At 40.0% G+C, this 23,559-nt stretch carries 19 protein-coding genes; 5 read left to right on the top strand and 14 right to left on the bottom strand.

The window, feature by feature from the left end:
- Nucleotides 1–15 precede the first annotated feature (15 nt).
- The 8 genes from AC3E7H_RS03360 to AC3E7H_RS03325 form a co-directional block, all read right to left on the bottom strand.
- Nucleotides 16–1,677: a DNA cytosine methyltransferase gene (locus AC3E7H_RS03360; RefSeq protein WP_075227869.1), complete on the bottom strand. Its 1,662-nt coding sequence runs from the start codon at nt 1,675–1,677 to the stop codon at nt 16–18.
- Between the two features lie 260 nt (nt 1,678–1,937).
- A complete protein-coding gene (locus AC3E7H_RS03355; RefSeq protein WP_075227868.1) occupies nt 1,938–4,088 on the bottom strand; it encodes a hypothetical protein in 2,151 nt (716 codons plus the stop codon).
- A 10-nt stretch (nt 4,089–4,098) separates the two neighbouring features.
- Nucleotides 4,099–5,058: an FRG domain-containing protein gene (locus tag AC3E7H_RS03350; RefSeq protein WP_075227867.1), complete on the bottom strand. Its 960-nt coding sequence runs from the start codon at nt 5,056–5,058 to the stop codon at nt 4,099–4,101.
- Between the two features lie 115 nt (nt 5,059–5,173).
- Nucleotides 5,174–7,825 (bottom strand): valine--tRNA ligase, encoded by a 2,652-nt coding sequence (locus AC3E7H_RS03345; protein WP_490676099.1) that lies wholly within the window; start codon nt 7,823–7,825, stop codon nt 5,174–5,176.
- Entirely contained in the window at nt 7,818–8,396 is a 579-nt protein-coding gene (locus tag AC3E7H_RS03340; protein ID WP_075227865.1) for an AAA family ATPase, read from the bottom strand. The genes AC3E7H_RS03345 and AC3E7H_RS03340 overlap by 8 nt, the downstream gene beginning before the upstream one ends.
- Nucleotides 8,396–8,956 (bottom strand): GNAT family N-acetyltransferase, encoded by a 561-nt coding sequence (locus tag AC3E7H_RS03335; RefSeq protein ID WP_075227864.1) that lies wholly within the window; start codon nt 8,954–8,956, stop codon nt 8,396–8,398. Before AC3E7H_RS03335 ends, AC3E7H_RS03340 begins: the two co-directional genes overlap by 1 nt.
- Entirely contained in the window at nt 8,934–9,521 is a 588-nt protein-coding gene (locus AC3E7H_RS03330; RefSeq protein WP_075227863.1) for a flavin reductase family protein, read from the bottom strand. The genes AC3E7H_RS03335 and AC3E7H_RS03330 overlap by 23 nt, the downstream gene beginning before the upstream one ends.
- A gap of 337 nt (nt 9,522–9,858) precedes the next feature.
- Complete coding sequence (locus AC3E7H_RS03325) at nt 9,859–10,254, bottom strand: helix-hairpin-helix domain-containing protein (protein WP_000047728.1); 396 nt, start codon at nt 10,252–10,254, stop codon at nt 9,859–9,861.
- Nucleotides 10,255–10,469: 215 nt separating this feature from the next.
- Here AC3E7H_RS03325 and uppS point away from each other — a divergent pair, with 215 nt between their 5' ends.
- From uppS to AC3E7H_RS03300, 5 genes are all read left to right on the top strand, one after another.
- Complete coding sequence (gene uppS, locus AC3E7H_RS03320; RefSeq protein ID WP_000466754.1) at nt 10,470–11,222, top strand: undecaprenyl pyrophosphate synthase; 753 nt, start codon at nt 10,470–10,472, stop codon at nt 11,220–11,222.
- Nucleotides 11,223–11,230: 8 nt separating this feature from the next.
- Nucleotides 11,231–12,034 (top strand): phosphatidate cytidylyltransferase, encoded by an 804-nt coding sequence (locus AC3E7H_RS03315; protein ID WP_000613843.1) that lies wholly within the window; start codon nt 11,231–11,233, stop codon nt 12,032–12,034.
- Nucleotides 12,035–12,055: 21 nt separating this feature from the next.
- Nucleotides 12,056–13,312, top strand: a complete 1,257-nt coding sequence (rseP, locus tag AC3E7H_RS03310) for an RIP metalloprotease RseP (RefSeq protein ID WP_000579736.1) — start codon at nt 12,056–12,058, stop codon at nt 13,310–13,312.
- A 17-nt stretch (nt 13,313–13,329) separates the two neighbouring features.
- On the top strand, nt 13,330–15,183 hold the full coding sequence (locus AC3E7H_RS03305) for a proline--tRNA ligase (protein ID WP_000814014.1): 1,854 nt from the start codon (nt 13,330–13,332) through the stop codon (nt 15,181–15,183).
- Nucleotides 15,184–15,293: 110 nt separating this feature from the next.
- Nucleotides 15,294–16,673, top strand: coding sequence for a glycoside hydrolase family 1 protein (locus AC3E7H_RS03300; protein ID WP_485680937.1), 1,380 nt, complete (start codon nt 15,294–15,296; stop codon nt 16,671–16,673).
- A 74-nt stretch (nt 16,674–16,747) separates the two neighbouring features.
- Here the strand turns inward: AC3E7H_RS03300 and AC3E7H_RS03295 are convergent, their stop codons facing one another.
- From AC3E7H_RS03295 to pbp1b, 6 genes are all read right to left on the bottom strand, one after another.
- A complete protein-coding gene (locus AC3E7H_RS03295; protein WP_485680936.1) occupies nt 16,748–17,422 on the bottom strand; it encodes a rhomboid family intramembrane serine protease in 675 nt (224 codons plus the stop codon).
- The gene (locus AC3E7H_RS03290) at nt 17,406–17,945 is read right to left on the bottom strand and encodes a 5-formyltetrahydrofolate cyclo-ligase (RefSeq protein WP_490676098.1); all 540 of its coding nucleotides are present in this window, start codon (nt 17,943–17,945) and stop codon (nt 17,406–17,408) included. Before AC3E7H_RS03290 ends, AC3E7H_RS03295 begins: the two co-directional genes overlap by 17 nt.
- 3 nt (nt 17,946–17,948) lie before the next feature.
- Complete coding sequence (locus AC3E7H_RS03285; RefSeq protein WP_485680934.1) at nt 17,949–19,079, bottom strand: N-acetyldiaminopimelate deacetylase; 1,131 nt, start codon at nt 19,077–19,079, stop codon at nt 17,949–17,951.
- Nucleotides 19,080–19,140: 61 nt separating this feature from the next.
- A complete protein-coding gene (gene dapD / locus AC3E7H_RS03280; protein ID WP_000127452.1) occupies nt 19,141–19,839 on the bottom strand; it encodes a 2,3,4,5-tetrahydropyridine-2,6-dicarboxylate N-acetyltransferase in 699 nt (232 codons plus the stop codon).
- A 63-nt stretch (nt 19,840–19,902) separates the two neighbouring features.
- Complete coding sequence (locus AC3E7H_RS03275; RefSeq protein ID WP_490676097.1) at nt 19,903–20,835, bottom strand: DMT family transporter; 933 nt, start codon at nt 20,833–20,835, stop codon at nt 19,903–19,905.
- 87 nt (nt 20,836–20,922) lie between these two features.
- Nucleotides 20,923–23,460 (bottom strand): penicillin-binding protein PBP1B, encoded by a 2,538-nt coding sequence (pbp1b, locus tag AC3E7H_RS03270; RefSeq protein ID WP_490676096.1) that lies wholly within the window; start codon nt 23,458–23,460, stop codon nt 20,923–20,925.
- Between the last annotated feature and the right edge of the window lie 99 nt (nt 23,461–23,559).

Raw genomic sequence — 23,559 nt, 5'->3', positions numbered from 1 at the left:
TTCATTCTCCATTCATTATTTTCCGTAAATTATTATCGGGACTAGGTAAATAGACATTAACTGGCTCAATGGAATCTTATCCTTAAGTTGAGTGAACTCTGTTCCAGAGACATCAACCTCAATGTCTTCATTTTCTATATGGTTGTATATTAATTTGCCAATATAATTGATGATATAATATGGATGTGAAATATCATCCAGAAAGTACCCATACTTCTTGTTTTCTAAATTTAATTGTTTGGTCGAGTATTTTCTAAGAATTTCATTATTTTTCAGTTCCTCTATTAAATCAGGTTTTAATTTACGAAGAAGTTTTTTGGCTTCCATTTGATTAGAACGGGAGATAATTATACTTTTGAACCCTTTACCTGTTCCAGCATGCGCGATTACACCCCAATTCCCAACTTTTCCATTAACTTTATTAGTTAAGTCAACAGTCATATTTCCTGACTTAATAGGAAATTGTCTAAATAATGCTTTTTCACTTCGCTTGGGAGGATTATTGAAATCTTTAATCTTTTTATTATCCAAATATTTGAATTGACTTAGATCTTTATCAATATTCTTAGCAGGTAAAAGTGGTGAATTTATTAATTCTAAAATTTTCACAGCTAAAGCGAAAGATAATTGAACGCAAACAGCATTTCCTATTTGTCTCCACTTTGTAGGCTCATCACCGAAGAATTGATAGTCTAATGGATACCCCATAATACAAGCTGCTTCTCTGATAGTTGGCAATCGATACTCGCCGTCACCTTTTCTATTACAATTTGAGTTATATAGAATAGCCTCTCTAGTACTAGCTGACTGTGTAGCCATAATTGTCCGGCTTGGCTTATTCATATTTTCTGGAAATGACATCTTCCCCATATAAGGATGTCTTTGCTTTAAATCCCTAGCTTTTTGCCACTGTACTTGATAGACGCCTGTATCATAAAAATGGTCTTTAAAATCTTTAATACTTACCTTTTCGATGGGATAGTTGGGATCCACAATAAAATCACAGGATGAATGGGCTAATGGGGTGGGAAAGTTCTTAAATAATTTATTTAGAGTTACTTTCTCTTGTTTTAATTTATCAGGGAAAGGGAAATTTCCTGTTTTTGTTATTTCTCCACTGACAAAACGTCTCCTTGATTGAGCTGCTCCATAATCGTCCGCGTGTAAAATACCACCATTATACTTGGATCTTATTGCAATAGATTTGGGATTTAAGTTTTGAGACAGAGCCCATTCTGCTAAATCTAAGTCTTCAAATGTGTATTCTTCTTGGACATAGTTTTGTGAATTTGGGACATTCTCCATTAACCATGCTTTTAACTTGGAATTCTTTTGAAATTTCTTTACGGCAATTACTTTATAAAAAGTTTTAATTAAATTAATACCTGAATCTTTATTAGCATTTCCTCCTTGATTAGAAAGAGAAAACAACTGGCATGGTGGACTACCAATGATGATATCTGTATCGGGCAACTTATTTATTTCTTCTATATTCTCAAAATCAAGTACACTTTTTATATTATCATTTAATCCGTGATTAAAATTATGTGTGGTAATCGCAGGTTGCCAGTTATCAATTCCCATTATTACATCGTAACCTGCTCTTCGAAAACCTTCAGAAAAACCACCTGCCCCACAAAAAAAATCAATTACAGTTAAACGGTTTAATTCTTGCATATTATCTATAAATCTTTCTATATTTCTAACTATTTTTAATATTTACTTCATCAAAAAAGCATTGTATTTCAAAGAACATCAATCTATGACCAATTAATTTAGGTAAAAGCTTAAAAATATTCTATGATACGTCTCAGCAATGAAACACCCAAAAGATAGATTTTCTGAGTGATAATCTCAGGTTTCATTTCATTTACAATGATGTACACTAGTTCATCAAAATCATTTTTAAATAAAGTTATTCATTTCTTGAAAAGATTTTAATTGTTTATAATATTTTTAATATAGTCTTTTGAAATCCAAAAAGTTTGTTTTGGAAGTTGTTCTCCGTTTGTAAATAAAAATAAATCCTCTTTATTTATCGCTTTTGGCTGTACATAAATAATATCTCCGTTTTTTACAGTAGGAAATTTACTAGTTTCACCTTCAATAAATGCATTAATTGTTTCTTTGTACAATTGTTGTACCTTCTCACTATATTCATCTAACAGATTAAAGTTAAAGTCACGCTTTATAGTTATATGTGTTATTAATTCTTTTCCTGTGCTATCTTCTTCAACATCAATTACATATATGTTATACTTTTTGATTAATTCGTTGTATAAGGTAGACTCAGAAAAAGTTTTAAAATCACTTTCTTTGATTTCCTTATCATTAGTAAGTCTATCTTCTATACTTAAATTTTGATAGAGTTCAGAAAAAGTTTTAGAAGACAAGTAAAAACTTTCCATTATATTACCATTTACCCTTCTGATGACTCTAATATTATCCATTTGTATTTTATCATAGTTAAATTTTAATATTAAAGATTGATATTTTGAATCAGGATTGTCATTTAAAAATTTAATTAATTTATTAATATACACATCATCTAAATTTTTATTAACAACATTATTTTCTATCTGTTTTTCATATTCATCAATTATTTCATTATATAGGTTATCGTTCTTAAAACTGTTATAATTATATTCTTTTTTTGAAATAATCTCTTTAAATTTCTCAAAATAAACTTCGAAGATTCTTTCTTTTCCTTCAGCATCTGCTATATTTTCATAATGCTTAATCACAAAACTCTCAAAGTAATTTTTTGCATATCTATCTATTAAATCTTTTTCTGTGGTTTCTCTATTTTTCTTTTTCCACCAAGATTCTACTTCGTTTAGAAATACAATTTTTTGAATTATTTCTTCAGATTTTGATTTTAGTCTTATTTCATCTCCTTCCTGCAATACAATTTCCGAATAAATCAAGCCAATTTGAGTTTCTAAATCACCTTTATTAAAGTTTTTACTTTGACCTGGTTTGTTGTCCACGATCAAAAATTGTTTTACAAATTGCAATGGAGTGAGTCCTCCATCTCGTTCAACTTCACCAGTTTTTAAAATATGTATCTCTGAAAGCAATTTATTTAGATTCATAACTTTTTCGGAAATTGCTATGAAATCTTCATCTGTAATTGGATTTTGTGTGTTCAATCCTCTCGTAATAAAGTTAGAATATTTGTTTTTCCCTTGAATTACTGTAAGTTTTACTTTTATTTGAGAAATTAATGATTCCAATTTTTTCAATTTTTCTTCATCCGATTGATACTGGTATTTTAATTCGCTATAGACTAAGAAGAAATTTGTTATTGTCTGTGCACCATTAATTACACTACAAAAATTACGATTCAATTCAATCTCATCATTTTGAAAATTAAAATTACTAGGATTTTCGTTGTCTACAAATACAGTAATTCCATTATGACTAAACCAGAACAATGGAGGGTCATAATCATTTTGGTCTCCTACATTATCAGAAGTATCATCAATTATTGATAAGTATTTACTAAATATAGAGCGAATAGTTGATTTATTTGAAATTATTCCATCCCTAACATTTCTTCTAAATAACTTCACCCCCGTGCAGTTATATAGCTTTTTAATTTCAGACAAAGAACAATTAACAACTATCGCTGACAAGTTTTCGTTTCGTTCAGGTGATTCTAAATAGTTTATTCCATCATCTTCTACTTGGATAGTAATATAATCTGAATCCTGAAAATATACAGAATTAAATAAAGCAAAGTTATTCTCAATTTTATTTTTCTTTGTAGCACTATCTTCTTCTTGTTTAAGCTTCTGTATTGTTTCACGCTCTTCTTCCCAACTATTAAAAGAAACAAATATATCACGTTCACTTAATTGCGCATGAGTCATTTCTGCAAGTAATTTTTCATATTCAAAATCTTCACTTTTAAAACTTCCATGAAATTGATAAATAAGAACATCCTTATAACTATCGTCATCACTCATATCTTTAAATAATACTAGTCTATTCTCATCAATTTTTTCAATTTGTGATTCATCAATTTCAGAAATAGAAGGTAAGATTCCTTCTTTTACCCAATTGTCTATCTGTAAATCATTCATTTTCTTCCCTCTAATCTTTCAAACTAATTTTTAATTTATTGAACTCATTTTGTATTTTTTTAAGAATCTCTTTTTTTACATCAGCATCTATGGTCAAATTTTTAACATATTCTTCTAGATTCCTTCTTTCCTTTCGTAGCAACCTTAGTATATTTTTTCTATCAACTTCTAATTTAGAATGTATCTCAAATGATATTCTTTCTAAAGCAGTATCAATTTCCTGTATATAAAAATTACTGTTTTCTAAAAAAATATCATCCTTAGATATTGAGTATAACCGTTTTTTTATTAAATCTCTTTTTTTATCTTTTTCTGGATAAATTGTAGACTCATTAATATTGAAAAAAATATCTAGCTCTTTAAGAATTTCAGCTTTATCTTTAGCTTCAATTCTATATCTCTTATAGTAAATAGTTGGAATTTTTTTTATTTTTTGGCCTGGAAACAAAATAAATCCACCGCTTTGAGATTTAATTCTACTATTACTTTGGATATGTGAAAGAACTTTGAAATTTTGATAATAAGGCTCAATTTCTCCATTAATTAATTTTTCATAATATTTGTTAATATAATTCGAACTGGGGGAGTAGGCTTTAGGGAATCTAAATATATAAATATATCCATCTTTATATTTTGAGGATGAAGATGCAAAAAAAATTGATGGTAATATACTAAAAGTAATATCAAGTAACCTGCTTAGTGCTAAAAAATGTTGCCCTTCAATTGCTTTTGACAGAGGATTCAAATTTTTATCATCAACTATTTTATAATCAGTTATCAAATTGATTAGTTCTTTATCTGGTATACTACCTTCAATTTTCTTCTCTCTAAACAATGTAGGTGTCAGCTTTGTAGCTTTATAGTCTTCTGCTTCACCTCTAAAACAAAAGGTAAATTCTTGATTATCATCTTTATCTTCAAATTCTTCAATTTTTGAATAGATTTCTTCAATAATTTTTTGTAAAATCATGACTCACTTCCAATTCTATTTCTAGTTTCATCATTTTCTCAAAATATAATTTTAAGCATGATAATATTTTCTCCATTATACCAAAAAAACACGGCATTCCGCCGTGTTTGTATGTTTATTTCACCAACTTCTTCATCTCATCAATACGTGCTACGGTCGCGTCGTATTTAGCTTGGTAGTCGGCTTGTTTGTCGCGTTCTTTTTGGACGACTTCTGGTTTGGCATTGGCTACGAAGCGTTCGTTAGAGAGCTTCTTACCGACCATATCCAGTTCTTTTTGCCATTTAGCCAGTTCCTTGTCGAGACGAGCTAGTTCTTCTTCGACATTGAGGAGGTCTGCCAGTGGCAAGTAGATTTCTGCTCCTGTGATGACGCTTGACATAGCGAGTTCAGGTGCAGGAATGTTTGAAGCGATTTCCAAGTGTTCTGGATTTGTGAAGCGTTTGATGTAGTTGACATTGCTGTTAAAGAAGGCTTCCAAGTCGCTATCGCTTGTCTTAACAAGGATGGTGATTGGCTTGCTTGGTGCTACGTTTACTTCCGCACGCGCATTACGAACAGCACGGATCAAGTCTTTGAGGCTTTCGACACCTGTGTGGGCCGCAAGGTCTTCAAAGGCTGGGTTGACAGTTGGGTATTCCGCTGTGACGATAGAGCCTTCAGAGATTTGTCCAAAGATTTCCTCTGTCACGAATGGCATGATTGGGTGAAGGAGACGAAGGATCTTGTCCAAGGTGTAAAGGAGAACGGAACGTGTGATGACTTTCTCTTCTTCGTTGTCGCTATAAAGGACTTCCTTAGTCAACTCAACGTACCAGTCCGCAAACTCGTCCCAAATGAAGTTATATAGGATGTGTCCAGCTACACCAAACTCAAATTTATCAAAGTTAGCAGTAGCTTTTCCGATGGTTTCATTGAGGTTGTGGAGAATCCAGCGGTCTGTGACATTTCCAGCTTCCTTCTTAACAACTTTTTCCACATTAGCAGTTGCTTGCTCGAGGGTCAAGCCTTCATTGTTCATAAGGATGTAGCGAGAGATATTCCAGATCTTGTTAATGAAGTTCCATGAAGCATCCATTTTCTCGTAAGAGAAGCGCACGTCTTGTCCTGGTGCAGAACCGTTTGAAAGGAACCAGCGAAGGGCATCGGCACCATATTTCTCGATGACATCCATTGGGTCAATCCCGTTACCGAGAGATTTAGACATCTTACGTCCTTGCTCGTCACGGATAAGACCGTGGATAAGAACGTTTTGGAATGGTTGACGGCCAGTGAATTCCAAGGATTGGAAGATCATACGAGACACCCAGAAGAAGATGATGTCGTAACCTGTTACCAAAGTTGAAGTTGGGAAGTAACGTTTGAAGTCTTCTGAGTCGACATCAGGCCAGCCCATGGTTGAGAATGGCCAAAGGGCCGAACTGAACCAAGTATCCAAGACGTCTTCGTCTTGAGTCCATCCGTCCCCTTCTGGAGCTTCTTCGCCGACATACATTTCACCCTCAGCATTGTACCAAGCAGGGATTTGGTGACCCCACCAGAGCTGACGAGAGATTACCCAGTCATGGACATTTTCCATCCATTGGAGGAAGGTATCGTTGAAACGAGGTGGGTAAAATTCTACCTTGTCCTCTGTGTCTTGGTTAGCAATGGCATTCTTGGCCAATTGGTCCATCTTGACGAACCATTGCGTAGACAAGCGTGGTTCAACCACTACACCTGTACGCTCTGAGTGACCAACACTGTGGACACGTTTTTCGATTTTAACGAGGGCACCGATTTCTTCTAACTTAGCCACGACTGCCTTACGAGCTTCGAAACGATCCATACCTGCAAATTCGAAGGCCAAGTCATTCATAGTCCCGTCATCGTTCATGACGTTAACTTGTGGCAAGTTATGGCGTTGACCAACCAAGAAGTCGTTTGGATCGTGGGCAGGAGTGATTTTCACGACACCAGTACCAAATTCAGGATCTGCGTGTTCGTCCCCAACGATTGGAATCAATTTATTAGCGATTGGAAGGATGACGTTTTTACCAATCAAGTCCTTGTAGCGTGGGTCTTCTGGATTGACCGCAACCGCAACGTCCCCAAACATAGTCTCAGGACGAGTAGTCGCCACTTCAAGGGCGCGTGAACCATCTTCTAGCATGTAGTTCATATGGTAGAAGGCACCTTCCACGTCCTTATGGATCACCTCGATATCAGAAAGGGCTGTACGAGCTGCTGGGTCCCAGTTAATGATAAATTCACCACGGTAGATCCAACCTTTCTTGTAAAGGTCCACAAAGACCTTGCGCACGGCTTTTGACAAACCTTCGTCAAGAGTGAAACGCTCACGAGAGTAGTCTACAGAGAGTCCCATCTTGCCCCATTGTTCCTTGATGGTAGTGGCATACTCGTCTTTCCATTCCCAGACCTTACTCAAGAAAGATTCACGACCAAGGTCGTAACGACTAATGCCCTCACCACGCAAGCGCTCCTCAACCTTAGCTTGGGTCGCAATCCCCGCGTGGTCCATCCCTGGAAGCCAAAGCGTATCAAAGCCTTGCATACGTTTTTGACGGATGATGATATCTTGCAACGTTGTATCCCAAGCGTGACCAAGGTGGAGTTTACCAGTTACGTTTGGTGGTGGAATAACGATAGAATAAGGCTTAGCCTTTTTATCGCCTGAAGGCTTGAAAACATCTTCATCAAGCCATTTTTGGTAACGACCAGCCTCAACCTCGGCTGGATTGTATTTAGGTGAAAGTTCTTTAGACATGTGTTTGTCCTTTCTCTATTGTTTTCATTTTTTCTTGAATCTGCTTTGCAACTTCTTCTGCAGACAGATTCGTATTATTAATTTTAAGGTAGTGGTGAAGATCACTCGGTTGCTTTTGAGAATTATGTTGATTCGTTTTATCAGTATCTAAAATCTCTCTTTCAGATACCTCAAAATTCCGTTTCAAAGGTTTGTATTTCAACCGATTCTCCGTCCGATTGCGACGTAAGCGCTCCTCAAGGCTTGTTTCCAATTCAACAAAAAGAATCTCTTGATGATACTCATTTAACAAATCTTGAATGTCCTTCAAATACATCAGATGGTATTGATTTGAAAAATCAGTTACACCTGTTAAAATCACCGACCGATGATGCCTGGCGCTTGTTCCAAGAAAAGAAAAGTTAACGCTACGAACAAATTCCCACATTTCTTCCGTAAAATCCTGATAGATTTCGAGTGCGAAATCTATTGGTTGATGGTTGAAAAAGAGAGTCGCACCGGTGAGTTTTGAAAGTTCCTGACCAATGGTCATTTTCCCTGAGGCTGGAGCTCCAATGATGAAAACATGCATCAATCCGCCTCCCACTCACTCCTCAGCAAGCCGTATCTCAAATCATCACAACGATTGCCTTGGGCATCTTTGCGATCCCTTATGCGAGCTTCAAGGGTGAAACCAAGTTTCTCAGCGACTCGTTGACTTTGGACATTGTAACCAAAACAAGTTAGTTCAATCTTGTGAAGACTCAATTCTTTAAAAGCTAGGTCGATTAAAGCACGCGCTGCTTCTGGCACATAGCCTCGACCCCAATAGTCTGGGTGCAAGGTATAGCCAATCTCTAGCACATCATCTTCGTGGCGATGGGGGAAATCGACAGAACCAATGATTGTATCGGTCCCTTTAATCACAATTCCATAGCCTGCTGGGAGATTATCCTTTTGATTACGCTCGGGAAGGATATGTTCTAGGTAATAAATCTCATCTTCCAAGGTCTTGACAGGTGGAAAACCTGCTGGGTAAGAGACTTCTGGACGACTAGCATAGTCAAAGATATCCTCAGCATCCGGCACGGTACGGACTCGCAAGACCAGACGCTCGGTTTCGATTCGTTCAGGTAATGTTGCTATTGTCATTCTTTTGCCTCGCTTTCTTAATAAAGCTTCCCATGGAATCGACTCGGTCATCTAGATAACGATAAACGCGCTGGTGGCCGTCCCCCATAAAGTAAGTCGGCGCAAAACGGTCATTTTTAAAATGTCCCTTGTCATCCAAGAGCTCTGGATCAGCTAGTCGCTCGAGAATTTTGGCAAAGATATGACAGATGCCATCTTCCTCGATAATCCGATCAACCTGGCAATCCAAAACGACTGGACAGGCCTCCAAAATCGGAGCCTGAGTTCGTTCAGAAATCTCGTAGTCAAGCCCTAGGTGTTTCAATTTCTCCCGATGGCTGATAAAGCCAGCCTGCTCCATCTGGATCATGAGGTTTTCGTCAGGGATGTTGACAGTGAACTGTTGGTAATGCTTAATCTGGTCAGCTGCATTTTCCTCAGCACCAACACCTATGACCAACCAATCTCCCAGACTATAAGAGGAACTGCAGGTCGTGATATTGTGCCCAAAGTTCTGGTCCTGATAGCCCAAAATGAAGATAGGAAAACCATAGTAGAGCTTACTTGTTTTAAAAGATTGTTTCATGACAACCTCCTTTGGCTAGGGGTGCAAAATAAAAATCGCCCCTGTCATCAATCTGACAGGGACGAATGTGTTAATCCGCGGTACCACCCAATTTCGGGCAACGCCCGCAACTTTTGTCTTCTTGTTTCTCTTTGATTAGGCTTGCAACTCGCTGCCTAGTCCTAAAAGGAAACAAAAAGATTTATATTTCATTTTTAAATTTCATCCATTAGCAACCAGTTTTGACACATTTGTGGACTTCTCAGCACCGCCACTTTCTGTAAAATGTGGGACTCAAAACACCTCTAATGGCTTTATTTTAACAAGTTTTTGACGGAAAAGCAAGGAACAAGAAAGATTACTTGAACTTAATGCCGTTTTCTTTTAATTTCTTGATAGTTGCTGGACCGATTCCTTTCAAGGCAAGGAGTTCTTTTTCTGTCCAGTTTTTAAAGTCAGCAGCAGACTTGATTCCTTCATCGTAGAAAGTTTTAGCGCGATCTACTGAAAGTCCACCTAGGTTGGCTGCGAATTCCTCTACAGAGCTTGTAACCTTTTGAGCTTGTTCTTTGGTTGCTTCTACAGTTTTTTCAACCTTTTTAGAAACGGCTTTCCCTGCATCGCTTGCTGCTTTTTCAGCGTGCTTCACAACTTTTTTTGTTTCTTCGACAACCTTGTTTACAGTGTTTGAAAATGCACCTGAGCGACGTAGGCTGTTTCTCAATTGTTTTTTACGTTGGAGTGTCTTTGACATGATAAAATCCTTTCAATAAAAAATCCCTGTGGCTGAACAAGGATCGAATCTCTATGGTTTTATTGTATCAACTTTCTTTAGGAATTGCAAGGCTTGATATACTGGAAATATAGGAGATATATGGGAAATTTCGCCGTAGAATGATAGGCAATAATAGAAGAAAAGTGAAAAATATGGTATAATGAAACGATAGATTTTTGAATAGGAATACAATCATGTTTGGATTTTTAAAAAAAGATAAAGCAACAGAAACCCCCACAATGGTGCCAGACCACATCGGTGTGATCATGGATGGGAATGGCCGTTGGGCTAAAAAACGGATGCAGCCACGAGTCTTTGGCCATAAGGCTGGGATGGATGCTTTGAGAAAGGTAGCTATTGCTGCTAGTGATATGGGCGTCAAAGCCTTGACAGTCTATGCCTTTTCAACTGAAAACTGGACCCGTCCAGATCAGGAAGTCAAATTTATCATGAACTTGCCTGTTGAATTTTATGATAAGTTTGTTCCTGAATTGCATCAGAAGAACATGAAGATTCAAATGATTGGGGAGACTGAGCGTTTGCCGAAGCAGACTTTTGATGCCTTGAAAAAGGCAGAGGAGCTGACTAAGTTAAATACAGGCTTGATTCTCAATTTTGCCCTTAATTATGGTGGACGAGCTGAGATTACACAAGCGGTCAAGTTGATTGCACAGGATGTTTTAGATGCTAAGATTAATCCTGGTGATATCACAGAGGAGTTGATTGGGGAATACCTCTTTACGGGTCATTTGCCAAAAGTTTTGCGTGATCCTGACTTGATTATTCGGACCAGCGGTGAACTTCGTTTGAGTAATTTCTTGCCATGGCAGGCTGCTTATAGCGAGCTCTATTTCACGGATGTCTTGTGGCCTGACTTTGATGAGGAAGCCTTGAAAGAAGCTATCATCGAGTACAATCGTCGCAACCGTCGTTTTGGAGGAGTTTAGGAGATATTATGATACAGGATTTACAAAAGAGAACCCTTTTTGCTATCTTGGCCTTGGCTATCTTTATCCCAATCTTGGCGATTGGTGGCTTATGGCTCCAGATTGCCATGGGGATTGTGGCTATGTTGGGAGTCCATGAGTTGCTTCGTATGAAGGGGTTAAATACCATGACGCCTGAAGGGCTCTTGACTTTACTAGCAACCTTTTTTCTGACTATTCCTTTGGAAAACTACCTGAAGTTTTTGCCCGTGGATGGGAACGTTGTTGCTTATAGTGTCGTGATTCTCATTTTGCTAGGAGCAACAGTTTTTAGCAAGAACTATACTATTGAGGATGCTGTTTTTCCGATTGCCATGAGTTTTTATGTTGGCTTTGGCTTTAATGCTTTGGTCGATGCTCGTATCGCAGGTTTGGATAAGGCGCTTTTGGGACTTTGTATGGTCTGGGCAACCGATAGTGGCGCCTATCTAGTAGGAATGAAGTTTGGTAAGAGAAAGCTAGCTCCGAGAGTTTCCCCTAACAAGACCATAGAGGGTGCTATGGGAGGTATCTTGGCTGCTATGCTAGTGACTTTGATCTTTATGCTAGTTGATAGTACCGTTGCTTTACCTTATGGGATTTACAAAATGATGGTCTTTGCTATTTTCTTTAGTATAGCTGGTCAGTTGGGGGATTTGATCGAAAGTGCTATGAAACGTCACTTTGGTGTCAAAGACTCAGGCAAGTTTATCCCGGGTCATGGTGGGGTACTGGATCGTTTTGATTGCATGCTGGCTGTGTTCCCGATTATGCACCTCTTTGGCTTATTTTAAGGAAAGGTAAATAGAAATTAAATGATAGGATTACTAACATTTATCCTAGTTTTTGGGATTATCGTGGTAGTTCACGAGTTCGGGCATTTTTACTTTGCTAAGAAGTCCGGGATTTTGGTTCGTGAATTTGCCATCGGGATGGGTCCCAAAATCTTTGCCCATATCGGAAAAGATGGGACTGCTTATACTATTCGTCTCCTGCCACTGGGTGGTTACGTTCGGATGGCAGGTTGGGGTGAAGATACGACAGAGATTAAGACTGGAACCCCTGCAAGTCTAACATTGGCAGCGGATGGTAAGGTTAAGCGTATCAATCTCTCTGGGAAAAAGGTTGACCAGACTGCTTTACCCATGCAGGTCACTAAGTTTGATTTTGAGGATAAACTCTTTATTAGAGGCTTGGTCTTGGAAGAGGAAAAGACTTTCTCAGTTGACCATGATGCGACCATTGTGGAAGCTGATGGAACGGAAGTTCGTATCGCTCCCTTAGACGTCCAATATCAAAATGCGACTGTCTGGGGCAAATTGATTACTAACTTTGCTGGTCCTATGAATAACTTTATCCTAGGAGTTATCGTCTTCTGGATCTTGATTTTCATGCAAGGTGGCGTTCGTGATACGCAAACGAACAATTTCAATATCATTCCAGATAGCGCATTGGCTAAGGTTGGAGTTGAAAATACGGCCCAAATTACTAAGGTCGGAAGTTATGAGATTTCAAACTGGTCAGATCTGATCCAGGCGGTTGATGCAGAAACCAAGGACAAAACAGCTCCCGTTTTGGATGTGACAGTCTCTGAAAATGGAACTGAAAAACAAGTGAGTGTGACACCTGAGGAAAGCCAAGGGCGTTATATTTTGGGTGTCCAGCCGAGACTCAAATCAGATATCTGGTCTATGTTTATGGGTGGATTTACAACTGCGGCTGATTCAGCCTTGCGAATTCTCAATGCTTTGAAAAGCTTGATCTTCCAACCAGATTTGAATAAACTAGGCGGTCCCGTTGCTATCTTTAAGGCAAGTAGCGATGCTGCCAAGAACGGACTGGAAAATGTCTTGTACTTCTTGGCTATGATTTCCATCAATATCGGAATTTTCAATCTGATTCCAATTCCTGCGCTCGACGGTGGAAAAATCGTGCTTAACATCATTGAAGCTATTCGCCGCAAACCACTAAAACAAGAAATTGAAACCTATGTCACTCTGGTCGGAGTTGTCATTATGGTCGTTTTGATGCTCGCCGTGACATGGAACGACATCATGCGTACCTTCTTTTAAGAAATAGAGGAGTCATTATGAAACAAAGTAAAATGCTTATCCCAACGCTTCGCGAAATGCCAAGCGATGCTCAAGTTATCAGTCACGCCCTTATGTTGCGTGCTGGTTATGTTCGTCAAGTATCAGCAGGTGTTTACTCATACCTACCACTTGCTAACCGTGTTATCGAAAAAGCTAAGAAGATCATGCGTCAAGAGTTTGACAAGATTGGTGCTGTTGAGATGTTGGCTCCAGCCCTTCTCAGTGCAGACCTTTGGCGTGAGTCTGGCCGTTATGAAACCTACGGTGAGGACTTGTACAAATTGAAAAATCGTGAGAAGTCAGACTTTATCTTGGGGCCAACTCACGAAGAAACTTTCACAGCTATTGTCCGTGATTCTGTCAAGTCTTACAAGCAATTGCCACTGAACTTGTACCAAATTCAACCTAAATACCGTGATGAAAAACGTCCACGTAATGGACTTCTCCGTACGCGCGAATTCATCATGAAAGATGGTTATAGCTTCCACGCTAACTACGATAGCTTGGATGTAACTTATGATGAGTACAAGGCAGCCTATGAGCGTATCTTCACTCGTAGTGGTTTGGACTTTAAAGCCATCATCGGTGACGGTGGAGCTATGGGTGGTAAGGATAGCCAAGAGTTTATGGCCATCACACCTGCTCGTACAGACCTTGACCGTTGGGTTGTTTTAGACAAGTCTGTCTCATCATTTGATGAAATCCCTGATCAAGTGCAAGAAGAAATCAAGGCAGAATTGCTCAAATGGATGGTTTCGGGTGAGGATACCATTGCCTACTCAAGTGAATCAAGCTATGCAGCTAACTTGGAAATGGCAACCAATGAGTACAAACCAAGCAATCGTGTTGTGACTGAAGAAGAAGTATCTCGCGTGGAAACACCAGGTGTTAAATCTATCGATGAAGTCGCATCCTTCTTGAATGTCTCTGAAGAGCAAACAATCAAGACCTTGGTTTATATCGCAGATGAGGAGCCAGTTGTGGCCCTACTTGTTGGCAATGACCAGCTCAACGAAGTCAAATTGAAAAACTACCTTGGAGCAGATTTCTTGGAACCTGCAACTGAGGCAGAAGTGAAAGAATTGTTGGGAGCTGACTTTGGTTCCCTTGGCCCAGTAAATCTTCCAGAAAATGTTAAGATTATTGCAGATCGCAAGGTACAAGATAGCCGCAATGCTGTTGTAGGTGCCAACGAAGATGGTTACCACTTGACTGGTGTGAATCCAGGTCGTGACTTCACTGCCGAGTATGTGGATATCCGTGAAGTTCGTGAGGGAGAAATTTCTCCAGACGGACAAGGTGTTCTCAACTTTGCGCGTGGTATCGAAATTGGTCACATCTTCAAACTTGGAACTCGTTACTCAGCAAGTATGGGTGCAGATGTCTTGGATGAAAATGGCCGTGCTGTGCCAATCATCATGGGTTGCTACGGTATCGGTGTCAGCCGTCTCCTTTCAGCAGTTATGGAGCAACACGCTCGTCTCTTTGTTAACAAAACGCCTAAAGGTGAATACCGTTACGCTTGGGGAATCAATTTCCCTAAAGAATTGGCACCATTTGATGTACACTTGATTCCAGTTAATGTCAAGGATGAAGCAAGTCTTGAATTGACTAATCGTATCGAAGAAGCCTTGGTAAATAAAGGCTACGAAGTCTTGACGGATGACCGTAACGAACGTGTCGGTGTTAAATTCAGCGATAGCGACTTGATTGGTCTTCCAATTCGTATCACTGTTGGGAAGAAAGCAGCTGATGGTATCGTAGAAGTCAAGATCAAGGCGACAGGGGATACAATCGAAGTTCACGCAGATAACTTGCTTGAAACTCTTGAAATCCTAACAAACAAATAAAATCTATAATCAGAAGAAAAACAAGACAAAAATGTAACTAGTTTTTGCCTTGTTTTTTCTTTATAATGAGATAAAATAAACATCAAAAGAGTAAATAAAGAGGTAGAGCTATGCTAAAATTTCCAAAGGATTTTGTCTGGGGTTCCTCAACTTCTGGGCCACAGACAGAAGGGCGAGTGCCTGGTGACGGAAAGGGAGATAATCTCTGGGATTATTGGTACCAAGTGGAGCCAAATCGCTACTACAATGGCATTGGACCAGACAAAACATCGACCTTTTATGAAAATTGGGAAAAAGATATCGAACTATTGTTAGAAACAGGTCATACAGCCTTTCGGACTTCAATCCAGTGGTCTCGTATTTTCCCACAGGGTCGTGGAGAAGTCAATCCTCAAGGTGTGGCTTTTTACCGTCAGGTCTTTGAAGCTATTAAGGCCAAGGGCATTCGTCTTTTAGTCAATCTTTATCACTTTGATCTACCTTTTGCCCTTCAAGAAGATGGGGATGGCTGGGAAAATAAAGCAACTATCAAGGCTTATGAAGACTATGCTCGTTTCTGTTTTGAAACTTATGGAGACTTGGTAGACCAATGGATTACCTTCAATGAGCCTATCGTTCCTGTAGAGTTTGGCTATTTCTATGATGCCCATTACCCTCATAAGGTGGATGCCAAAGCTGCGGTTCAGGTAGCCTATAACACCCAACTGGCCAGCACTCTTGCAGTCAAGGCTTGTCACGAAATGTTGCCGAGTTCTAAGATTGGGATTGTCCTCAACTTGACACCAGCCTATCCACGTAGTCAGCATCCTGCGGATGTCAAAGCTGCACGCATTGCTGATCTCTTCCAGGCACAATCTTTCCTAGATCCGTCAGTTTTGGGAACTTATCCAGAAGAATTGGTGGAGATTTTAGCTGAGCATGATTTGCTGCCAGATTCTACGGCTGAGGAGTTGGAAGTTATTCGTGAGAATACAGTTGACTTCCTGGGAGTGAACTACTATCAACCTTTGCGTGTCATGGCGCCGCGTTTTGCTAAGCATCCTGACAGCCCGCTCTTGCCAGAGCATTTCTATGAGCCTTATGTTATGCCAGGTCGTAAGATCAATCCGCACCGCGGTTGGGAAATCTACGAGCAAGGAATTTACCATATCGCTCAAAACATCAAGGAAAACTATGGCAATATCGAGTGGATGTTGACAGAGAATGGGATGGGCGTTGAAGGTGAAGATAAATTCCGCGAAAATGGTATGATTCAGGATGATTACCGAATCGATTTTGTCAAAGGTCACCTTCGTGAACTTCATCGCGCCATTGAAGACGGTGCTAACTGTAAAGGCTACTTGATCTGGACCTTTATCGATTGCTGGTCATGGCTCAACAGCTATAAAAACCGTTATGGTTTGGTCGAGCTTGACTTAGAAACACAAGAACGCCGTCTGAAAAAATCAGGCCACTGGTTCAAAGAACTCAGTGATAACAATGGGTTTTAAACTACTTTTCAAATAGATTCAAAAAAACCATTGAAACTTCTCAATTTGAGAACTTCCAATGGTTTTTCTTGTTCTTAGAATAGTCCGATAAAAAGTAGTAGAGCTGATAAAGCAATAAAGGCTAGGGATGCTAGACCACGTTGGCTTGGGCTGTAAATCTTTCGTTCTCCTCGAACTGGGAAGACGATAGCTAGTAATGCACCCCCGACAGCACCCCCGACATGCCCAGCAAGGCTGATACCAGGGATTAAGACACTACCTACTAGGTTGATGACTAAGAGGGAGAGGTAGGATTGACCAAGCTGTTGAAGATAGGGGTTGCGTGAGGCATAACGGAGAACGACAATAGAAGCGAACATACCGTAGAGGGCAGTTGAAGCGCCTGCGGTAATGGCATCAGGGCTAAAAACTAGGACAAAGAGATTTCCCATCATACCTGATAGAAGGTAGATAAAGAAAAACTGTTTGGAGCCAAAGATTTGCTCCATCTGACGTCCCAAAAAGTAGAGGGACAGCATATTGACTAAAAAGTGCTCCAAGCCAATGTGTACAAAGGTTGCGGAGAATAAGCGCCAGACTTGTTCAGGCATGGCCTTGATTGCTGGGGGATAAACAGCTCCGAATTTATACAAGGTGGCTGCACTTGTGTAGTTAAAACCACTGGTTAAAAACATGAGTATAAAAACCAGGCTTGTCACGAGAAGAAAGAAGCTCGTGACAGGATAACGACGATCAAAAATTTCTTTCATAGATGAGTACCTCCTCAACAGGAATATCGTAGTGCTCAGGTTGAAAGTCCTGAATCTGACAAGGATAAAGTGTACTAATGGTATGACCTGGGAAAGGCTCCAAGTAGCGGTCGTAGTAGCCACCACCGTAGCCAACCCTATATCTTGAAGGATTGAAAGCCACACCAGGAACATGAATCAAGTCAATCAGAGAGGGTTCAATGATTGAGAAGTTTCCTTTGGGTTCAAGAAGTCCAAAAGAATTTCGTTCGAGTTTCTCTGGTTCATATAGAACAAAGTCCATTTTCCCATGTGGATAAGTTTTGGGAATGAGAATCGTCTTTCCACCTTTCTGAGCTTGTTCGATAAGTTTAGCTGTCTGAAATTCATGGGGAAAAGACAGGTAAGTGGCGATAGTCTTTGCTTCCTTATAAAAAGGATGTTGAAAAAACTGATCTGTGAGCCAATCGTTCATGCTCTGCTTTTCTTCTTTGGAAAGATATTTAAGTTCTTGCAAGACCTGCTTGCGTAGGGCTTTTTTCATTGTTTACTCCGCAGCTTTCTTGGCTAAAAAGCTTGATACAGCCTCAACACCGACAGCCAGAGCTTCTTCCTTAGGACTCATCTTTGGATGGTGAAGGGCATAGGGACTATCAATTCCAAGCCAGAACATGACACCAGGAACCTTTGATAGAAGATACCCAAAGTCTTCCCCTGTCATGGCAGGTTCGATGTCGATTAGTTCAATTCCCTCTTTTTCATCAAAGAAGGTCATCAATTCACAGGCTAGTTCAGGGTTGTTTTCGACTGGTAAATAACCTCCCTGCTTGAGTTCAACTTCCACATCCATATCAAAAGCAGCTGCGACACCTTCAGCGATAGCTTTGACACGTTTTTGAACCAAGAGACTCATGCTGTGTGTGAGAGCTCGAATGGTTCCATGCAAGAAAGCTGTATCAGCTATGACATTATTGGTTGTACCAGCTTGAAAAACACCGAAAGTGACGACAGCTCCCTCGATAGGATCGACATTACGGCTGACAACTGACTGAACTTGGGTCACAAAATAGCTCGCAGCAACCAGAGCGTCGTTTGCTTCATGTGGAAAGGCAGCGTGACCGCCTTTACCCTTGAAGCGAATCTTGACTTCACATGTTCCTGCAAAGAGTGTATGGGTATTGGTCGCAATCTGTCCAACTTTTAAGTCGGGACGGACATGAAGTCCATAGAATTGGTCAGGCAACCAGTCACCAAAGGCATCATCTTCATACATGAGCATACCGCCTGCCTCATTTTCTTCCGCAGGTTGGAATAGAAAGAGGAGATTGTTTTTGGGTTGGTTTTCTAAGGCGCGTTCGAGACTTCCAAGGGCAATGGTCATGTGAAAATCGTGTCCACAAGCATGCATGCGGTCTTGGTGTTGAGAGGCAAAAGGAAGACCTGTTTGTTCAACAATCGGGAGTCCGTCGATGTCTGTCCGCCAACCGATAGTACGTTCTGGGTGACTTCCCTGCAAGTAAACTAAAATACCTGTTCGCCAAGTACGAATCTGAACAAAATCCTTACCAGCTGTTAATTTCTCAATAACATTGAGTAAATAAGCGTGAGTCTTGAATTCTTCTAAACCAATCTCGGGAATTTGGTGAAGATCGCGTCGAGTTTGAATCAAATCTAACATAGTTAATTTCCTTCTATTGATACGAGAAAGAGGCTGGAAATATTTCCGCCTCTATTACTAATTACAAGGTGCGAAGCGCATCTTCTAGCGCTGTTTTTTGTTGGGTTTGGCTATCGATTTCTTTGATAACACGAGCTGGGACACCAGCTACCACAACATTTTCTGGAACATCTTGAGTGACGATGGCTCCTGCTGCAACAACAGAACCGCTACCGATTTGAACACCTTCGATAACCACAGCGTTAGCACCGATGAGAACATTGTCACCGACACGAACAGGCTCAGCACTAGCTGGCTCGATAACGCCTGCAAGAACAGCACCTGCACCAACGTGGCTATTTTTACCGACAATAGCGCGTCCGCCAAGGATAGCTCCCATATCAATCATCGTGCCAGCACCGATTTCAGCACCGATATTGATAACAGCTCCCATCATGATAACAGCATTATCACCAATCTCAACTTGGTCACGGATGATAGCGCCTGGCTCGATACGAGCATTGATATCACGTTTATCAAGGAGAGGCACAGCTGAGTTGCGGGCGTCTTGTTCAACAACATAGTCCTTGTTTTCTGTAAGTCCATCAAGAAGTGGAGCGATATCTTTCCAGTCTCCAAAGAGAACATTCCCAAGCTTGATAACAGAGGCAGGGATAGCTCCGGCAAGTTGTCCCTCAAAGGTCACTTTTACACTTGTCTTTTTCTCAGCATTTGCGATAAATTGGATAATTTCTTGTGCATTCATTTTTGTAGCAGTCATAGGTGTCTCCTCACTCTTTGTAATGCTTACTATTCTACCAAAAAAGGCTTCAATTTTGAAGCCTTAAGTGTTAAAAGAGGATTCTTTCAGTTTGTTTTTTGATTCTTCAATGGATAGAAAGATCATTGGGATGATAATCAAAATCATAGCCAGTAGCAGATACCCATCCAAGACTAAACCTAGAAAGAGAACGCTTAGAATAGCAGATGATAAAGGTTCGCTTGCACTAACGACTGACACCACCAAGGGAGAAACGAGCGAGACAGCCTTCATCGATAGGAAGAAAGCAAAGGCTGTTCCCAAAAAGGCAATAGTCAAACAAATACAGATACTGATGGCATCAACCTGGAAGCTAATCTTATAAACAGGGTAGAGAAAATTACTAAAAATCCCAGCGATAATCATTCCCCAGCCAACAGTAGGCACAAACCCATAATTTTTAGCAAAACGCTGGGGTAATATAACATTGAACATGACACCTAGTGCACTGAGAAGTCCTGTCAGTAAAGCAAGAGGAGTGATGGATAGCTTAGACAAATCTCCTTTGGTAGCCATCAAAAAGACCCCAACCATAGCGACCAAGACATAAAAAATAGCACTTTTAGAAGCTTTTTTCTTGTAGATGATGCGATTGTAAAAGAGAATAAAGATAGGACTGATAAATTGTAGGATGGTTGCAGTTGTAGCGTTGGAGTACTCCACACAGAGATAGAAGAAATACTGAACGGAGAAGATCCCTAAGATAGCATAGGCCAGAAAAGGAAGGTAATTGTTTCGATTTCTCCAGATCTCGAAAAGCTGGGACCGGAGTTTAAGGCTAGATAAGACGATTACGAAACTACCAGCGACGAGTAGACGCATAGAAGTAATCCACCCTGAAGATACTTGATAATGTGAAAAAAAGTACTCTCCTAAAATTCCGCAGATCCCCCAGATCAAGCCAGATAGGAGAGAATAAATGGTTCCCTTAAAAATATTCTTTTGATATTTATTCATGTTGCTATTGTACCATGAAACGAAGAAAGAAAAAAGAGAGTGGAGAAAAATCATTTCTTTCCCACTCTCAATAATTGTGCTGTTTAGTTAGCGCCGTTGATTGCTACTTCTGTTATTGGAACTAGAGCTACTATTACTGTTCCCGTTACTATTAGAAGTATTATTACGATTATTATTGTTGTTATTATTATTGTTACTGCTATTGTTACTGCTATTGTTTGATGAGGAAGAAGATGCTTTAGGCAGACTTCCTAAAATGGTGTTCCAAGCACTTTGGTAGTCTGAATCGCTTCCACCAATAGCGAATTTATAAGTGGTAGTCGGAGCACCAGCTTGGTTTGCCCAGTAGCTAGTCACCGTTTCTCCGCTCAGATTAATTTCTTTTCCATTAATAGTCACCTTTCCTGGCTTTTGACCAGTTGATTTGAGGACTTGTGATGAAGTGACACTTGAATCGAGTTTGAAACGTTCTGAACCCCAAGCAGAAGGGGCTGCTTGCTGAATGGCATTTACCAGATGAGCCATATATTTTGCATTGCGGTAGTAAGCTCCCTGGGCTAGAGAACTGTTGTCATCATGTCCAACCCAGCCTCCTAGGGTTAATTTTGGAGTAGAGACCATGAGCCACATATCTCCTTCTTCATTGGTTGTACCAGTTTTTCCGATCCAGTCAGCACCTGCTAGACTGGAATTGATGGAAGCCAGATCCGTTTGGAAGCTTGTAGTAACTCGAGATGAAAGCACATCTCTTAGCAAACTCTGCATAATGGTTGCGGTAGCTTTAGAGTATACTTGGATGGGTTTAGCCTGATGTTCATAGAGAACCTCACCACTCGTTTTCTCAATTTTTGAGATCATGTATTTCTTATGATAGGTACCATTATTAGCGAGTGTTTGGTATCCATTGGTATGCTGGGCTACAGTAACCTCAATTCCTCCTCCCATAGGAAGACTTTCAATACCATATTCTGGGATTTCATAGCCCATTTTTTCCATATAAGAACGGACATCAACCCCTTTTTCACGGAGCATTCGGTAGGTCCAGTAGGCTGGGATGTTCCAAGAATAGTTTAGAGCTTCTTTAAGGTCTATCATGGCTGTTCCAGGACTGTTGACATGCATGATCGGAGTTCCGTTAGAGAAGTTTGTTGGATAGTTAGAGAGGATGCTAGCACTTCCCATAAGCCCTTGGTCGATAGCAATACCGTAGGCCAAGAGTGGCTTGGTAGTGGAGGCAGGAGAACGTTTGGTATCGAAGGCATGATTGTTTTGATTGGTCTGATAATCTCGTCCACCTACAAACCCTAAAATCGCCCCAGTTTGATTGTCCATCAAGACATTCCCGACTTCAGGTTGACCCGAGCTATCATTTAGAAGGTATCCGTAGTTTGTTACGGCATTTTGCATAGCAGTATGAATCGTTTTATCGATGGTAGTTGTAATACGGTAACCACCGTTTTGGATTTCTTTTTCGGCCAATTCTTGATAAGATTTTCGGATCGATTCGTTCTGTAGTTCTTGGTCAGAAACATTGTCCTTTTGCACCAGATAATCATACATAATCTTGGTAGCCTCATCGAGCGCAGTGAAGTAGAGGAAGCCTTTAGAGGTAACGCTAGCATTTTCTGCTGGCAAGAAATCTTGCTTAATATCATAAGCCTTGTAGGTTTCGTAGTCTTCTTGACTTAGCACTCCAGTTCTGTACATATTGTAGAGAACATCTTTTGAGCGCTTAATACCGAGTTCAATATCTTCCTCGCTCTTCATCTCACCAGTAGATTCATAAGGTGAGTAGGAAATAGGGCTTTGTGGTAAACCTGCTAGGAAAGCCGCTTGAGGAATGGTTAGTTTGCTTGCATCCACCCCAAAAATCCCTTTGGCAGCTTGTTGAGCACCTGCGATATTTTGACCTTTATTGTTACGACCAAAAGGAGCAACATTGAGATAGGTTGTTAGGATTTCGTCCTTGCTCATGGCTCTTTCTAAGGCCAAGGCATCCACGATTTCACTGGCTTTACGAGCAAGTGTAGGAGCATCACCAACCACTTGTTGTTTGATGAGCTGTTGTGTTAGGGTAGATCCTCCACTGGAAGAACCAAGTCCGATGAATTTTCCTAGACTGGCGCGAATAACCGCTTTAGGAACGACACCGTTGTGCTCCGCAAAGTGTTCATCCTCGGTTGCAACGATAGCTTGCTTGAGATTATCTGAAATGGCGTCTGATGACACAGATGTGCGAAGTAGATCGCTTTCAATAGCGCTAATCATGGAACCATCTGCATAGCGAATTTCAGAGATGGACGAAATATTATTGACCTGCTTGATCAAATCCTCTGTTTGAGGGACACTAACTTGATCAAAGAGAGAAACAGCATAACCCAAGGCAACCCCTGTTCCAAGGAGACCGCCAATAAAAGCTAGGATGAAAAGTGTGTTAAAAGTTGCCTTTATTCCAAGTAAAATTTTTGCAAATAAAGCCCAGATATCGAATGGTGTTTGCGTTTGCTTTTTCTTCTTAGAAATTTTTCCACTCTTTTTCTTTGTATTCATTTTAGAAATTGTTAATTTTAGAGACCCAAGTAAGGCCAGTCCTTTTTGTTTGATTCTTGTTACATGTTTGTTCATAGAATTCCTCACTCTTTATTATTATACCATAAAAGCATCTCTTGCAAGAAATTAGGCTTAGAACAGGGCTTTGAATAGGGATTGGAGTTCGAAATTTAG

The sequence above is a fragment of the Streptococcus sp. SCPM-O-B-15304 (M98) genome (assembly GCF_058200215.1).
Note: the sequence above shows the minus strand (reverse complement) of the source record. Positions and strands in the feature narration are given on the sequence as shown.

Coding starts and splice junctions, on each gene's coding strand:
- AC3E7H_RS03360 (WP_075227869.1), bottom strand. CDS start 1,677: ATGCAAGAATTAAACCGTTTAACTGTAATTGATTTTTTTTGTGGGGCA.
- AC3E7H_RS03355 (WP_075227868.1), bottom strand. CDS start 4,088: ATGAATGATTTACAGATAGACAATTGGGTAAAAGAAGGAATCTTACCT.
- AC3E7H_RS03350 (WP_075227867.1), bottom strand. CDS start 5,058: ATGATTTTACAAAAAATTATTGAAGAAATCTATTCAAAAATTGAAGAA.
- AC3E7H_RS03345 (WP_490676099.1), bottom strand. CDS start 7,825: ATGTCTAAAGAACTTTCACCTAAATACAATCCAGCCGAGGTTGAGGCT.
- AC3E7H_RS03340 (WP_075227865.1), bottom strand. CDS start 8,396: ATGCATGTTTTCATCATTGGAGCTCCAGCCTCAGGGAAAATGACCATT.
- AC3E7H_RS03335 (WP_075227864.1), bottom strand. CDS start 8,956: ATGACAATAGCAACATTACCTGAACGAATCGAAACCGAGCGTCTGGTC.
- AC3E7H_RS03330 (WP_075227863.1), bottom strand. CDS start 9,521: ATGAAACAATCTTTTAAAACAAGTAAGCTCTACTATGGTTTTCCTATC.
- AC3E7H_RS03325 (WP_000047728.1), bottom strand. CDS start 10,254: ATGTCAAAGACACTCCAACGTAAAAAACAATTGAGAAACAGCCTACGT.
- uppS (WP_000466754.1), top strand. CDS start 10,470: ATGTTTGGATTTTTAAAAAAAGATAAAGCAACAGAAACCCCCACAATG.
- AC3E7H_RS03315 (WP_000613843.1), top strand. CDS start 11,231: ATGATACAGGATTTACAAAAGAGAACCCTTTTTGCTATCTTGGCCTTG.
- rseP (WP_000579736.1), top strand. CDS start 12,056: ATGATAGGATTACTAACATTTATCCTAGTTTTTGGGATTATCGTGGTA.
- AC3E7H_RS03305 (WP_000814014.1), top strand. CDS start 13,330: ATGAAACAAAGTAAAATGCTTATCCCAACGCTTCGCGAAATGCCAAGC.
- AC3E7H_RS03300 (WP_485680937.1), top strand. CDS start 15,294: ATGCTAAAATTTCCAAAGGATTTTGTCTGGGGTTCCTCAACTTCTGGG.
- AC3E7H_RS03295 (WP_485680936.1), bottom strand. CDS start 17,422: ATGAAAGAAATTTTTGATCGTCGTTATCCTGTCACGAGCTTCTTTCTT.
- AC3E7H_RS03290 (WP_490676098.1), bottom strand. CDS start 17,945: ATGAAAAAAGCCCTACGCAAGCAGGTCTTGCAAGAACTTAAATATCTT.
- AC3E7H_RS03285 (WP_485680934.1), bottom strand. CDS start 19,079: ATGTTAGATTTGATTCAAACTCGACGCGATCTTCACCAAATTCCCGAG.
- dapD (WP_000127452.1), bottom strand. CDS start 19,839: ATGACTGCTACAAAAATGAATGCACAAGAAATTATCCAATTTATCGCA.
- AC3E7H_RS03275 (WP_490676097.1), bottom strand. CDS start 20,835: ATGAATAAATATCAAAAGAATATTTTTAAGGGAACCATTTATTCTCTC.
- pbp1b (WP_490676096.1), bottom strand. CDS start 23,460: ATGAACAAACATGTAACAAGAATCAAACAAAAAGGACTGGCCTTACTT.